The 12,840-nt window shown below is 69.9% G+C and carries 13 protein-coding genes and 5 pseudogenes; 6 read left to right on the top strand and 12 right to left on the bottom strand.

Translation table 11 applies throughout. The annotated features are described in order from the left end of the window. Positions 1–73: 73 nt before the first annotated feature. Entirely contained in the window at positions 74–724 is a 651-nt protein-coding gene (locus ACIBSV_RS37320) for an RNA polymerase sigma factor (protein ID WP_395871155.1), read from the top strand. Next, a complete protein-coding gene (locus ACIBSV_RS37315; RefSeq protein ID WP_395871153.1) occupies positions 721–1,770 on the top strand; it encodes a CU044_5270 family protein in 1,050 nt (349 codons plus the stop codon). Before ACIBSV_RS37320 ends, ACIBSV_RS37315 begins: the two co-directional genes overlap by 4 nt. Before the next feature lie 249 nt (positions 1,771–2,019). Here the strand turns inward: ACIBSV_RS37315 and ACIBSV_RS37310 are convergent. After that, positions 2,020–2,649, bottom strand: a pseudogene (locus ACIBSV_RS37310) (serine/threonine-protein kinase); the annotation flags it as partial. A 119-nt stretch (positions 2,650–2,768) separates the two neighbouring features. On the opposite strand from ACIBSV_RS37310, the pseudogene ACIBSV_RS37305 reads away from it, so the two are divergent. Then, positions 2,769–3,194: pseudogene (locus tag ACIBSV_RS37305) on the top strand (IS481 family transposase); the annotation flags it as partial. Positions 3,195–3,246: 52 nt separating this feature from the next. Here ACIBSV_RS37305 and hisC read toward each other — a convergent pair. Beyond that, the gene (hisC, locus tag ACIBSV_RS37300; RefSeq protein WP_395871151.1) at positions 3,247–4,416 is read right to left on the bottom strand and encodes a histidinol-phosphate transaminase; all 1,170 of its coding nucleotides are present in this window, start codon (positions 4,414–4,416) and stop codon (positions 3,247–3,249) included. 189 nt (positions 4,417–4,605) lie between these two features. On the opposite strand from hisC, the gene ACIBSV_RS37295 reads away from it, so the two are divergent. Further along, positions 4,606–4,986, top strand: coding sequence for a hypothetical protein (locus ACIBSV_RS37295; protein WP_395871149.1), 381 nt, complete (start codon positions 4,606–4,608; stop codon positions 4,984–4,986). A 484-nt stretch (positions 4,987–5,470) separates the two neighbouring features. Here ACIBSV_RS37295 and ACIBSV_RS37290 read toward each other — a convergent pair. The 3 genes and pseudogenes from ACIBSV_RS37290 to ACIBSV_RS37280 all read right to left on the bottom strand — a co-directional run. Further along, positions 5,471–5,583, bottom strand: a pseudogene (locus ACIBSV_RS37290) (AAA family ATPase); the annotation flags it as partial. Between the two features lie 5 nt (positions 5,584–5,588). After that, complete coding sequence (locus ACIBSV_RS37285; RefSeq protein WP_395871147.1) at positions 5,589–5,876, bottom strand: hypothetical protein; 288 nt, start codon at positions 5,874–5,876, stop codon at positions 5,589–5,591. Positions 5,877–7,071: 1,195 nt separating this feature from the next. After that, positions 7,072–7,272 carry a DUF5131 family protein gene (locus ACIBSV_RS37280; protein WP_395871286.1) on the bottom strand — a complete coding sequence of 67 codons (201 nt, stop codon included), beginning with the start codon at positions 7,270–7,272 and terminating at the stop codon, positions 7,072–7,074. Between the two features lie 216 nt (positions 7,273–7,488). Here ACIBSV_RS37280 and ACIBSV_RS37275 point away from each other — a divergent pair, with 216 nt between their 5' ends. Beyond that, on the top strand, positions 7,489–8,079 hold the full coding sequence (locus ACIBSV_RS37275; RefSeq protein WP_395871145.1) for a DUF6891 domain-containing protein: 591 nt from the start codon (positions 7,489–7,491) through the stop codon (positions 8,077–8,079). Between the two features lie 598 nt (positions 8,080–8,677). Here ACIBSV_RS37275 and ACIBSV_RS37270 read toward each other — a convergent pair. The 5 genes and pseudogenes from ACIBSV_RS37270 to ACIBSV_RS37250 form a co-directional block, all read right to left on the bottom strand. Continuing rightward, a pseudogene (locus ACIBSV_RS37270) lies at positions 8,678–8,758 on the bottom strand (hypothetical protein); the annotation flags it as partial. A 66-nt stretch (positions 8,759–8,824) separates the two neighbouring features. After that, on the bottom strand, positions 8,825–9,916 hold the full coding sequence (locus tag ACIBSV_RS37265; RefSeq protein ID WP_395871143.1) for a tyrosine-type recombinase/integrase: 1,092 nt from the start codon (positions 9,914–9,916) through the stop codon (positions 8,825–8,827). Between the two features lie 163 nt (positions 9,917–10,079). Then, positions 10,080–10,301: a hypothetical protein gene (locus tag ACIBSV_RS37260; protein ID WP_395871141.1), complete on the bottom strand. Its 222-nt coding sequence runs from the start codon at positions 10,299–10,301 to the stop codon at positions 10,080–10,082. Further along, positions 10,294–10,785: a hypothetical protein gene (locus ACIBSV_RS37255; RefSeq protein ID WP_395871139.1), complete on the bottom strand. Its 492-nt coding sequence runs from the start codon at positions 10,783–10,785 to the stop codon at positions 10,294–10,296. The genes ACIBSV_RS37260 and ACIBSV_RS37255 overlap by 8 nt, the downstream gene beginning before the upstream one ends. After that, positions 10,782–10,985, bottom strand: a complete 204-nt coding sequence (locus tag ACIBSV_RS37250; RefSeq protein ID WP_395871137.1) for a hypothetical protein — start codon at positions 10,983–10,985, stop codon at positions 10,782–10,784. Before ACIBSV_RS37250 ends, ACIBSV_RS37255 begins: the two co-directional genes overlap by 4 nt. 277 nt (positions 10,986–11,262) lie before the next feature. Between ACIBSV_RS37250 and ACIBSV_RS37245 the strand changes: the two genes are divergently transcribed. Beyond that, positions 11,263–11,598: a hypothetical protein gene (locus ACIBSV_RS37245; protein WP_395871135.1), complete on the top strand. Its 336-nt coding sequence runs from the start codon at positions 11,263–11,265 to the stop codon at positions 11,596–11,598. A gap of 48 nt (positions 11,599–11,646) precedes the next feature. On the opposite strand, the pseudogene ACIBSV_RS37240 reads toward ACIBSV_RS37245, so the two are convergent. Further along, positions 11,647–11,787, bottom strand: a pseudogene (locus ACIBSV_RS37240) (IS5/IS1182 family transposase); the annotation flags it as partial. Further along, positions 11,745–12,635, bottom strand: a complete 891-nt coding sequence (locus tag ACIBSV_RS37235) for a hypothetical protein (RefSeq protein ID WP_395871133.1) — start codon at positions 12,633–12,635, stop codon at positions 11,745–11,747. The pseudogene ACIBSV_RS37240 and the gene ACIBSV_RS37235, both read right to left, overlap by 43 nt. Positions 12,636–12,840: the final 205 nt, after the last annotated feature.

The raw sequence follows: 12,840 nt of genomic DNA, 5'->3' as shown, positions 1-12,840 counted from the left end.
GGCGGCAGGCCGTCGCCGTGATCGTGTGACCCAGGTCACGCAACGGCGGCGGGTCGGGAGGACAAGCACCAGCGTGGACTATTCGATGCACGCGAAACTGCGAGCCGGTGATCCGGCGGCCTTCCGACAGTTGTTCACCGAGCACGCGCGAGTTGTCTACGCTCACGCCTTTCGCGTCACCGGCGACTGGGCCGCAGCCGAGGACATCGTGTCGTTGACCTTCCTGGAGGCCTGGCGGCTGCGGGAGCGACTGCGCGACGAGGGCTCCGGCCCCAGGCCGTGGTTGATGGGGATCGCGATCAACGTCCTGCGCAACCGCGGCCGCGCCACCCGCCGGCACCGCGAGGCGATGGCCAGGTTGCCGGCCAAGGACGACGTCCCCGACTTCGCCGACGAACTCGTCGGCCGCATGGCCGACGCGCAGCGCCTGGCCGCCGCCAAGACGGCCCTGGGCAAGCTGCGACGCATCGACCGCGAGGTGTTCATGCTGTGCGTCTGGTCCGGACTGACCTCCGCCGAGGCGGCCCGGGCCCTGGACGTGGCGGAGGGAACGGTCCGCGCCCGGCTCTCCCGCGCCCGGGTCCGGATGCGCAAGCTCGCCGCCGCCGAACTGCTCGCGCTGTCCCCACCGGCTCCCGAAAACCCGCAACGTTCTCCCCGCCCGGGACAACAACAGGGCAGCCGCATCGCCGCGGTCGGGCCCGTGAGAAAGGAAAGCCGATGAACCGTGAAGTACCCCGGCGCCCCGAGCAAAACGCCGACGACGCCGACCTCTTCGAGGCAGCCGGCGACCCCGTCCTGTCCGCGGGCAGCCACCGACTTCTCGAAGGACACCTGATGAGCGAGATCGACGCGATGGCACGCCCGCAGGGCGCGCCGGACCCCCACCCCGCGCCACGTCCGCGCCGTAGTCCCTACCGCCGCCTGGCGTGGATCGCCGTACCGGTCACCGCGCTCGCGGTCGCCGCGACCATCGCGCTGAACCCCCTGGGCGGCAACGACGATTCCGCCACTCGGGCAACCCCGGACGGCAAGTCGCCGCTCACGGTGATCAAGGTCGTCCCCGGCAGCGCCAAGGATCTGGCCGCGGTGGTCGACCGGATCTCGTTCGCCGCCGGCGCGTCCGCGCAGACGCCCGGGCCGGACCAGTACCTCTACACCGAGACCCGATCCGCCCACGCCATAATCGACGGCGACAACACCCGCGTCGACGAGCCGAGCACCCGCCGGTCCTGGGCCTCCCCGGACGGCAGCCGGACGTGGACCATCAACGGCACCTGGCAGGCTGCGGAACCGCCGACCTTCGACCCCCACATGGGCGCGCCCACCTACAACTTCCTCGCCTCCCTGCCCCGCGACCCCGACGCCCTCCTCGCCCGAATCCACGCGGACACCGAAGGCCAGGGCAACGGCGCCGACGCCCAGGCGTTCAAGACGATCGGCGACCTGATCCGTAACCAGGTGCTGCCGCCGGGCCTGGCCGACGTGCTGTACCGAACGGCGGCCCGGATCCCCGGCGTGGTCGTGGTGCCCGAGTCCACCGACGCCATCGGCCGTACCGGCATCGCCCTGGCCCGCACCGACGAGGTCGCCGGTGACCGAACGGAGTGGATCTTCGACCGCAACACCTACGAGTTCCTGGGCGAACGCACGGTGTTGATCCGCCCCCTCGAGAAACTCCCCGCCGGCACGGTCACCGGCCACAGCGCAGCCCTCAAGCGCAGCATCGTCGACACCATCCCCACCGCACCGATCACGCGCACCACCTGACCGACGCCCACCACCTCACGGCCGTGCCCCGACGCTCCCCGCGCCGGGGCACGGCCGTCGTTTCCGCCGCCGGCAGGCCGATCGGCTACGCGTCGGGCGCGGTCACCGTCGAGGCCGCGTGTGCGGCGGGTGCGTCGGTGACCGCCGTCCGGCAGACCGGGGGCTGAGAACCACAGTCCACCTGACCTACCACCGAGATTCATCGACCTCATCCGCGCTTGCCGAGAGGATTTGGCATACAGCAAGTCTGCCTGGAAGCCGTGGCATTGGTGGGCCATCCGCAACGCGGTGCATGACCGCCAGGGGCGGTCCGTGGCCGAAGGGCTCGGTTCCAGTGGCGGCGAAGGCGAGCACAGCGCCGAGGGCGAAGACGTCGCCGGCCTGCCCGACCTCGCCGCCCTCGGCTTGCTCCGGAGACATGAAGCCGCACGTTCCCATCGCGGCCCCGGTTCTCGTCAGCGCGGTGGCGTCCGTCGTCCGGGCGATCCCGAAGTCGATCACCCTCGGGCCGTCCGCCGCGAGCAGCACGTTCGACGGCTTGAGATCACGATGGAACAGGCCCACGGCGTGGATCGCCCGCAGCGCCTCGACCAACCCGGCCACCAGCGGCCACACCGAGTCTTCCGGCAACCGCCCGGCCCTGGCGACAGCCTCGGCCAGCGTCGGCCCGGGAACGTAGACGGTCGCGATCCACGGGGGTGCGTCATCCGGGCCGGCGGCGACCACCGGTGCGGTGAACGCCCCGCTGACCGTTCGCGCGGCGGTCACCTCCCGCCGGAAGCGACGCCGAAACTCCTCGTGGTGCGCCAGGTGCGGATGTACGACCTTCACGGCCACCGCGCGCCCACCCGGCGACAGGCCCAGGAACACCTGGCCCATTCCGCCCGCCCCCAGCCGGGCATGAACCCCCTTCCACCAGAACACGCGCCCTCCGACACCACGCACCACTACCCAACCACCAAGACATCGGGCCTGCTCCGTAAACATGTCACGTGCTGGCGGTGACCAGGCGATGCCTCAGCCTGGGAATCCGAGCACGGGAAGGGCCGGTTCCGCTTGCTGCCTGGCTCGGAATTGCGCCGTCAACTGTGCACCGCGTCCTTACCGCTGCCCGACTGAACTGTCGCATGTCGACCGCGACCGGTGAACCAATCCGCCGGCACGAGCCCCTGCGCCCACGGGCGCTGGTGCACGTCGATGTAAAGAAGCTCGGGAACATCCCCGACGGCGGCCGGCGCTATGTCGGGCGCAAGCAGGGCGAGCGGAATCGAGCGGCGACACCCGGGACGCCGAAGAACAAGGGGAGCAGCCCGAAGATGGGCTACGCCTTCGTCCACACCGTCCTCGACGACCACTCCCGCGTTGCCTACATCGAGGTACACGAGACCGCCCTCACCGCAGCAAGTGGCCTACACCGCGCCGTCGCCGGAACAACGATTCGACCATCCGACAGTCACAACATCGACCGGACGGCTCCTAGTGCGGGTCGCGGACGCTGATGGCCCCCGCCGCTGGTTCGGGACGTGCGGCAGAAGAGATGTGCTCGCCGGTGGGGCTGAACCGGTGCACGGCGGCCAGCATGGCGTTGTTCTCGGCGGGCGTTCCGATGGTCACGCGTACGCATCGGTCGAGGCCGGGTTGGTCGCTGCGGTCGCGGACCTTCACGCCTGCGGCGTGCAGGTGTTTGACCAGGAGGGTGGGGTCCCGGGTCTCGAACAGCACGAAGTTCGTCACGCTCGGGTGGACTCGCAGCACCGCCGGCGTCCGGGCCAACGCGGCTTCCATGCGCGTGCGTTCGGCGCGGACGCGGAGGATGTTCTCGTGGGCGTGGGTGATGCCCTCCGGTGACAAAGCGCGGGAGAGGACCCGCAGGGACGACTGCGTGAGCGGGTAGGGGGCGAGGACTTTGCGCAGGACCGCGATCACCTGGGGGTGGGCGATGGTGACGCCGCAGCGTTCGCCCGCCAGCCCGTACGCCTTCGACAGCGTGCGCAGGACGACCAGGTTGGGCCGGCGGCCGACGAGTCCGCCGAGCGAGGCGGCGCCGTGGAACTCCAGGTAGGTCTCGTCGGCGACCACCAGCGCCTTGCCGCGCAGGGCTTCGGCCAGGCGCATGACGTCCTCGCCCGGCACAGGGGTGCCTGTGGGGTTGTTGGGGGTGCACACGAAGACCAGCTTGACACCCGAGGACGCGGCATCCAGGATGCCGTCCACATCGAGCCGGAACCCGTCGCCGGTGAGCAGCGGCACGGCACGGACGCCGGCTCCGTGGATGCGTGCGGCGACCTCGTACATCCCGAACGTCGGCGGATTGACCACCACATGGTCGACGCGTGCCTCGCAGAACGCCCGGACCAGCAGGGAGATGGCCTCTTCCGCGCCGCGGCTGACCAGCAGCCGGGCCGGGGACGTTTCGTAGTGGGACGCGAACCGTTCCAGGAGCCAGGCCGGTTGGGGTTCCGGATAGCGGTTCGAGGGCCATGGGCCGTCGTCCCCGGACTCGCCGCCGTGCGCGAACGGGGGGTAGGGACTCTCGTTCGCGTCGAGATACACCGACACCCCTGCCACGTCCGCGTCGTCGCGGCCGGTGACGTACGTCTCGAGTGCCAGGATGTCGGGGCGGGCCAGCCGCAGGACCTCGTTCATCGCTGCCCCTTCGGAATGGGTCGTCGCCCGCGCGGGCGAGAAATCGGAAGATCACATTCCGGTCGTGACAGAGGCTAGCCGGCGATTCGGGCCGCAGCTATCCGATGAGCGAGGGCCCCACGACCGCGGGGCCGCGTGTCCTGGACAGGACGGCGGTGGAGCTGTCGGGGGTTCACCCCCGTCGGGTTCATGAAGTTGCGATCCCAGCACACGACTTGGCAGGTGTTCTGCAAGCTCGCGCCGACCCCGGGCGGCAGGGCGGAGTTCGCGCTGACCGGCCAGGCCGGCGGCAGCCGAGAGCAGCTCGTCCAAGCGCGCAGCCAGGGCTGCACGTGGCCCGGATGGACACAGGCGGCGGCGCCCGAGCTCACCATCGACAGCAGTGAGTGGGACGGGGCCAATGGCAGCTGGCGGCCGGCCGAGACGGCCTCGGACATGGCGAAGCTCGGTGGGGATTCCTACCGGAGCCTGCACAATCCCACCATGATGACCATCGGACGGGGCTACACCCTGCAGGTCTACAGCTGCGTCGGCACGCCGTCGCACCTGCCGCGCACGATCATGCAATAGCCCAGGCCAAGGCACCTCGAATGGCGACTCACACCGTGATGAGGATCCGCCAAACTTCAAAGCCGTGTCGTCGGTCATACGGTCCGGCTCTACCGAAATTCTTGTGATCGGCGCCGCGTTCACCGGGCCGAGCGCCGTGTTGTCACCTGACACATGGCGAAGTGGTCGGTCTGCGCGGAGGGTCCGTGTCTCGGCATCAAGGGCCGCGAGGTGGCCGGCCCAGTTGTCCTGGGCCGGGTCGCCCCTTGGGTCACAGTGTTTCGGTGTGAGCTTCCCCCGTTGGGCGGAAGGCGTGGCCCGTGTCGGCCGTCACGTGTCCGGCAGTGCTCGCGTGTATTGCGGAGACGTGCTGTCGGGCCGCCGGAAGTCGCCCGGGAACGTTCGGACCCAAGCGTCCGGCACAGGGGGAGAGCCGGCCTGGAACAACAGGCTTCTCGGCCGAAATCCGCAACCGTGTCGGGTCGCGGCCACCGTGTCCACGACTGGCGCGGGTGGTGGCGAGGCAGTAGGAGTGGGTGCCGGGCTCGATGAGGTTGCCGCCGAAGGTGAGGCGGTCGACGATGGCCGCGCGGAACCGGGGTCGGTAAACGTCTTGGTCCGAATCATCGGGCGAGGTTGGCGAGGTAGGACTCGGTGGCGGTCCACGGGGTGAGTTCGATGCCGAAGCCGCTGTGTTCGCTGCCCTGCATGTGGACGAGCCTCCCGGACAGGTACACGGTGTCGCCCTTGCGGAACGCCCCGGTGTATGCGCCGAGGTAGGAGCGCATGTGGGTGATCCGGCGGGCGAAGACGTCGGGTTCGTCGACGGTGGACTGGATCACGGGGTCCACCTCGACGCCGTAGAGGACCGGGGTCGCCAGTCCCTGGGTGTGGTCGGTGATCCGTGCCATGACGCTGATCGCCCCGACCTCCTTGGCGACGACCCGGGAGAACGTCTTGTCGCCGTCGGGGCGCAGGGGTTCGCAGTTGATGTGCGCCCCGGCGGTGGCGGTGAGTCCTTGGAGCTTGTGGCCTCCTGCTTCATGAGCGTGTCGAAGGAGCTGCCGGACAACAAAAGAGGGCCCTCGCCCCGCGCTGTCGCGCGGGGCGAGGGCCCTTGGGGTCGGCCGGTCTACCAGGGTGTTCGTGCGGTCCCGGCTCGGGTGCCCGCGCGGTCGCCGCGTGGGGGTCGGGCCGGTTCGGGTGTTCTGCCGGGCTGTCGATTCGCCCGGCGTTCGGGTGCCGCCCGCGGGGGCGCGGCAACCGTGGCCGTGTGTCGGGCCGTTCGGCGTTCGGCACAGATCGGGTGGCATGGCCTTCCGTCGCGTGCGGATCGGGCCCGTGTGTATCGGCCGCACAGGTCGCAGGGCATGTCGCTGGGGGCGACCATCCACCGTTCGGGGAGCGGGTCGCAGGTGTGGGCGTGCCATTGGGCGGTGAGTGCGGCGCTCTCGTCGGGGCTGCGGGTGGTGATGGATTGTTCGGCGCCGCAGTCGTTGCAGAACCAGGCGGCCTCGCCCATGGCGAGTCGATCACGCGGTGGGGTGATGCGTCCGGAGCCGCGTTCGTAGATGGTGGGGAGGGTGTAGGCGGGTGGCCGGTCGGTTCCCATCAGGGGGTCCACCGGTGGGGACGGTGGGTGTTCGGCATGACGCTGTCGGGGTCGAGGTTGCGGATCGGGGTGCCGAGGACGGCGTCTTGGACGTTCCGGTCGTGGCGGTCGGTGATGTGTGTGGGGGCGACGCAGTCGCGTCGTCTGCAGGCGCGGCGCAGGAGTCCTTGGGGTGGTCGCCGGCGGTGGACGAGCCAGGAGACGGTGAGGATGCTCAGGCGTCGGCCCTGCCAGGACACGTGCGGTGGCGGCACGGTGCCGGGGCAGTGCCAGACGAGGTGGTCGCCGTCGGGGGTGGTGTGTTCGGTGAGGATCGATCGCAGGGTGCGGACCAGGGGAGGGGCGAGCCCGAACCCGGCCGTCGCCGGCCCGGGCTGCGGGGGTCGTGGTGTGTGGGGCGCGGCAGTGTCGGCAGGTGCGGCGGCCTCGGTAGTGCTGGGTGCAGCCGGTCGTGGGGCCGTGGGTGTTCGTCCTCCTCGGGGTGTGGGTGCGGGTCATGGTCGGCCTCCGGCGCGGGGGTGGTCGTCCCATGTCCGGCCGTCGAGTTCGCGGCCGTTGGCCGTGGGGGTGCGGCCGCCCCACTGTTTGAAGAAGAACGGCACCTTCGCGGTTTGGTATTGGTCGCGTAGTGAGCGGGCCCAGTCGGGGTGCATCGGGCGGGCCTCCGGCCCGTTTCCCGGACTACGAAATTGCAGGTAAGCCCGTTCATCGTGGTGACAAGGATCAAATGAGCTGTCCCCATCTCCGGCTCACGAGAAGGACAGAGTTGCTCGCCGGAATTCCTCACCCGCTTGGAGCCAACCAGGCCCGGCATCGCGCAGCCGCCACACGAACAGGTGAGCGCGCTGGCCGTGTAGCCCCATCACGCAACGCCGCAGGTGATGAACAGAGGCTCCCTGTAAGCTTCCGCGATGCTTGACGAATACGACATCCAATGCATGCGGGAGCACGTCGCGCTGGCGGTCTGGGGCGGCTTCAAGGACGAAGATCAAGTCAAGGCATGGGTGGAACGCCAGCTCGGAGCGGACGACCAAGCCCTTCGGGATGAGCTGAAGGCCTACGTTGCGCAACTGTTCCGTGAGCACCGTCGACGCGAGACCCGCTGGCGCAAACCCACGGCAAACGACGCCCTCGACCGGGCCTTCGACGAGCTGAACAAACGCGGGATCATCGCGCTCCAAAACGCGGGCGAAACCCTCTCTGACGGCTGGACCGAAGCCCACGAAGCCGCCTCGGCCCGGCCGACTCCCGCACGCGGAGCGGTCTTCTACCACGGCCAGGATCTCGAGTCCGGCGTCGCAGGCGGAGGCCTGATGCTGGCGTTCGGTGCTTTCGAGGACGACCTCGCGAAACCCGACGCGGCCAGCGCTGCAGTCGCCCGGGAGGTATGCGACGCCCTGACGGGTCACGGCGTCCGCGTGAAATGGGATGGCGCCGTCCACAGCCGCATCGAGATTCTCCCCTTCGCCTGGCGCAAACGCCGCTGGACCACCGCTCCCTAGCCTCGGTGGATGCAGCCCGCCGACGTCGGCTGCAGCGTCGGCGGGCGTTCCTTGTTGGACCGCCAACGAATAGGAACATGAGCAGGTCCGGCCGATCCCAAGGATTCTGACTATCCGGGCTCTCCGATGATGGGGAGGCCGATGGCCCCTGGTGGAAGGGCAGGCCGACGTTCACGCATCCGGTCGAGGATGACGAGCTTCGGGCAGCCGCGTCGCGGCTGGTCTGGAGTCCTTCGACCTCGCCGAGCCAGCCGTTGAGCTTGGCTTCCTGGATGCGGTCGTTGAGGTTGGCGATGATCTCGGCCAGTCGAGGGCGCGCTCTGACGTCCAAGCGCAGGCTGGGACAACGAATGCAAGCGTGTTCGTGCTTGCACGCGGTGCCGTAGGCGCGGCCGCACTCGCCGAGTTCGAGCTTGCGGGCGTGGAAATGCTGCTGGAATTCGCGCCATTCCTCTTCGGTGGGCTCGCGGTACTCGGCTTCCGGTCGCAAGGTCCGGCGTCGGTCGAGGAAGGATCGGTAGGAGCGGACGAGGTCTTCGTCGAAGACGGCCATGTAGGCCTGTGTGGTGTTGATGTCGGCGTGGCCCAGCAGCTTGGCGACGATATGGACCGGCAGGCCGCCGGTGACCGCCTCGGTGGCGAAGATCCGCCGGAAGTCGTGTGGCGTGAAGCGCAGCACCTCGCCGACTACGTTCCGCAGTCCTGCGCGCTCAAGGGTCAGGTTGGGGGTCGAGCTGGTCGATAGTCACAGGGTCCCTCCGAACAGCACCTCGAGGTCGGTGGAGTCGTAGCCAGCGGCGACGGGTGCAGGAGGCTGCTGGGCACGATGTTGGCGTTCGACGAGGTGCTGCTGGACCCGGCGGATCACCGCAGCCTGGTCCTCGACCAGGTAGATCTCCGTGGTCGACAGGTCGGCGTGGCCGAGGATCTCCTGGACGTCTCTGAGCGAGAGCGCCTCGTCGCGGGCCATCCGAAGTGCGGCGGTGTGCCGCAGGTCGTGCATCGACCAGTTAGCGCCGAGCAGCGCGTTGACTCGCCGGAATACCGCCCGCAGGGCCTCATAGTTCAGTGGATGCCGGCGCAGCCCGTGGCCGTGGTCACGGCGCCGCAGGGTCTGCCAGACCCTGTCGGTGGGACGGAGCGGTTCGCAGAGCTCGGCGAGGTAGAGCCCAAGCCAGACGAACGCGTCCGGGCTGGTCGGGAGCCATTGCCGGGCCTGCGTGCCCTTGCGGACCACGCGCACCAGCTGATCGCCCCAGTCCAGGTCCTCGGCCCGGATGCCGAGGATCTCGGACGCACGGGCGCCGTTGCTGACCCCGATCGACAGGATCGCCCTGTCCCGGTTCGACTTCAGAGCGGCGAACAGCTCACGCCACCGCTGCTCCGGCATCTCCCGAGGCCTGGGCTTGGGGACTTTCGGGTTGTAGCGGAGCTTTCCCTCGTTCCGAAACGGCCGCAGTGGATTGTGATGCGCGTGGGGCCGCTGACCACGCCGGGCCAACTGCACCGGATTGATCAGCGGCCCCTCGCCCGACTCGATCCAGAACTCGTAGAAGGAACGCACGACCGCGTTCGAATGCCGAATGGTGTTCGCCTGGTACCGGTCGTTGAGATGCGGCTTGCGCGTGACCGGATTGATCGTGCCCGCTGTCTCAGCCGACTTCGTACGCCTCGCCCGGCGATACTTCGCCGCCTGCTTCAGCCACAGCACCAGGTCTCGGGCCTCGGCCGGCGTCGCCCGATTCCACTCCACGCCCACCGCGCGAAGCCACCGCCACCACCTCAGCAGCGCATACGCGTAACTCCGCACCGAACCGAACCGGTTGTCCCGGGCCACGAAGTCCACCAAGTACCGGCCGGACCGGCTCCACCGGCACGCTGTCCGGGCCGACCACCAGCCACGGCACCACACCCTTGGCGGGAACGACCCGGCCCCACTGCGGCAGCCGGATCGACTCGACCTCGCGCACCGCGCCTTCGAACATCCTCATGAACACGGGTCACAGCGAGACGGTGTCGCCGTATTCCTCGAGGCCGGCGTTGCCGCGGTAGAACTCGCCGTGGCATGCCTCGCCGTCGGCGAGGCGCAGGAGCTTGAGGTGGACCTCGGTGCGGTCCCAGGCGTCGTCCCAGTCCCGGCCCTGGAAGTACACGCGGTCGACGAGGCGTTCCCTGCCGCCGGTGTCGGTGATGTACAGGTCGGCCCTGAACTCGTCAGCCATCGCCGTCCGCGTCCGTCGTGGGGCGTCGTTGGGAGACGGCGATGACGATCCCGTCGTCGCGGACGCGGCGTACGCGTGAATGGGGCCAGTCCTCGAGGGCGTAGAAGATCGCGAAGTCGTCCATGTCGAGCCACCCGCCGACGGTGCCGCGCGGGTCGTGTTCGGCGTCGGCCATCAGGACCGCGGCCTGGCCGGCGCGTGCGTCGAGGCCGTGCGGGCGACGGGCGGCGACGATCCGGACCAGCTCGGGAGTGAAGTCGCAGGTGGGCTCGAACTCCTCACGCAGGCGCCAGATCTGCCCGGAGGCGGCGATCAGCCAGGGAGACAGGTCGGCGACGCGTTCGCACGCGATGCGGGTGGCGACCAGGCGCGGCAGGTGGTCGTCGAGCATCAGGGAGGTGATCCAGGCGTTGACGAGCGCGGCTGCGCCGTGGGCGCCCAGGACGTGGTCGACACGCTTGTCGGCGTCGCGGGGCGTGGTCATCGACCGGCTCCCTTGCCGGCCGGGACGGCGGCGGCGAGGTCGGCCGCGAGAGTGCCCAGGCCGGCGGTGCGCAGGCCGGTGAGGATCAGGGCGTGTTCGTCGGTGTCGCCGCGCCGGGCGGCGAGTTCGAGGCGGCGGGCGAGGTCGGCGCGTGTGGTGGCGGTGGTGGGGTCTGGACGTGCGGGGGCTATGGCGCTCACGATGAGGAGGCCCTTTCTCGATCGACGGATCGGATGTGGGTGGGGTTCCGGGGCGGCCGCGCTGTGAAGGGTGGTGGCCGCCCCGGAGACCGGGAGTGTTCGCTGCGCGTCGTCGTGCGGTTCAACGGCGCGCTCGCGGCGTCGCTCAGCCGGTGATGTCGTCGACGAGGCCATCGGGCCCCACGGCGACGATCACCAAAGGTTGTCTCTGCACTCGTGAACGGCTGTGCCCTGAAGGCGCGTTCGCCGTCCGGTTGTGACGAGATAGTGCATCGCAGTGGTCATCGCCGCGGCCGTGCTCTACTGGGAGAAGCGAATGCCTCGCCCGGACCGGACCGGATCGGTGGGGCCGTCGGACCGGGAGCGTGACGTGGCGAAGACGTGGCGGTGGGAAAGCGATCACCGGTGCTGCGCCACCTGCCCGCCGGACAGCTCGCTGGTGTACGAGGGCGGGGGAGTGCGCTATCTGGGGTGGTGTTCGGACGTCGGCTTCGGTGGGGGTTACACGATCGGGGTCCAGACGATCGACGAGTTCGTGACTCGCGGACCTCTCGACGACACCATGCACCCGGCGCTGATTGCGGAGATCCGTGCATACCTGACGATCGCGTAAAGGGCCACGTGGCTCGCGAACGGCTCCGGCCCGGATCGTTGTCGGTGATCCGATCGTGGCGAGGTTGTGCATGCGGGCGACCGCGCCGACCGACCGGTACACGCCGTCGCCTTTGCAGCGGCAGTCGCACAGGATCTTCCGGTTCTTCACGCGGGCGAAGACGTGTTCGACGCGGGCGCGGACCTTGCGGTCCTTCGTCGGCGTGGTGAACGCCCGGTTCTCGGCCGGGGGTTCGGTTCAGTGGTGGCGGGTGTCGCCGGGGACGGTGTCGGCGCGGACGTCGAGGCGGGCGGCGCCGGCGGGTGTGGATGTCGCCGGAGACGGTGGTCGCGGACAGCGCGCCGCGTGCGGTGGGCCGGGCAGTGACGGCGATGTCGCCCGGAGGTGGTGCGGGCGGCGAACGCGTTGCCGGTGTAGGTGGCGACGGTGATGTCGCGGGAGACGGTCGTGGCCTGAAGGCGGTCGGTGACGTGGCCGGCGCGGACGTCGCCACTGGTGCTGTGGGCCGCGAGGGTGTCGGCGATGTCGGCGACGACGTCGCCCGAGATCGTTTGCGCGCCCAGGACCTGGAGGTGGCCGCGCACGCGCAGGTCGGCCGCCCCGGTCGTGGCGCGCAACGACGAGCGCGCGGGCAGCCGCACCTCGAGAGTGATCGTGGCCGACTCCTCGGCGCCGTCGGCGCGGACGCCGTGGGCGGAGACGACGCGGCCGTTGGTGACGACGTGTCGGCCGCCGATGGTGATGTTCCCGATCACGCCCGTGCCGTACGAGACGCCACCGCCGTGGACGGTGTTCGTGCCGCTTCGGGGCTTGGGGATGTGGATCTCTAGCACCGGGGCTCCGCCGGTGGCGGTGTATTCGCGGATTGTCGCGGCGCGGACGGCGTCGGCGAGCGGACCGGTGTCCTGGGTCGTACGCAGGTCGATCCGGGCGCGGCGGCGCTGTTCGACGATGATGTCGACGCTGCCGAGGGTGGTTGTGATGTCCGGGCAGACCGGGCCGACGGTGCTCGCGGTCAGGGTGCGGTGGGTGCTCACGAGGTTTTCTCCATGGCTTCGAAGGCATTCGGGCGGCCGTTCGCCGCAGCCCCGGGCTCAGGTGCCGGACGCGGGGAGGTCGGGTGGTTGGGCAGTGGCCGTGGCGGCGGGGATCAGCTGGGAGCCGGGCCTGCCGGACGGCGGCCGTTGACGGTGGCGACCGCTGCTTCCCTGCGCGAACAGGCACGGAGTCCCGCCGGACTTG

The sequence above is a fragment of the Embleya sp. NPDC050154 genome, from assembly GCF_044460165.1.
GTDB lineage: Bacteria > Actinomycetota > Actinomycetes > Streptomycetales > Streptomycetaceae > Embleya.
Note: the sequence above shows the minus strand (reverse complement) of the source record. Positions and strands in the feature narration are given on the sequence as shown.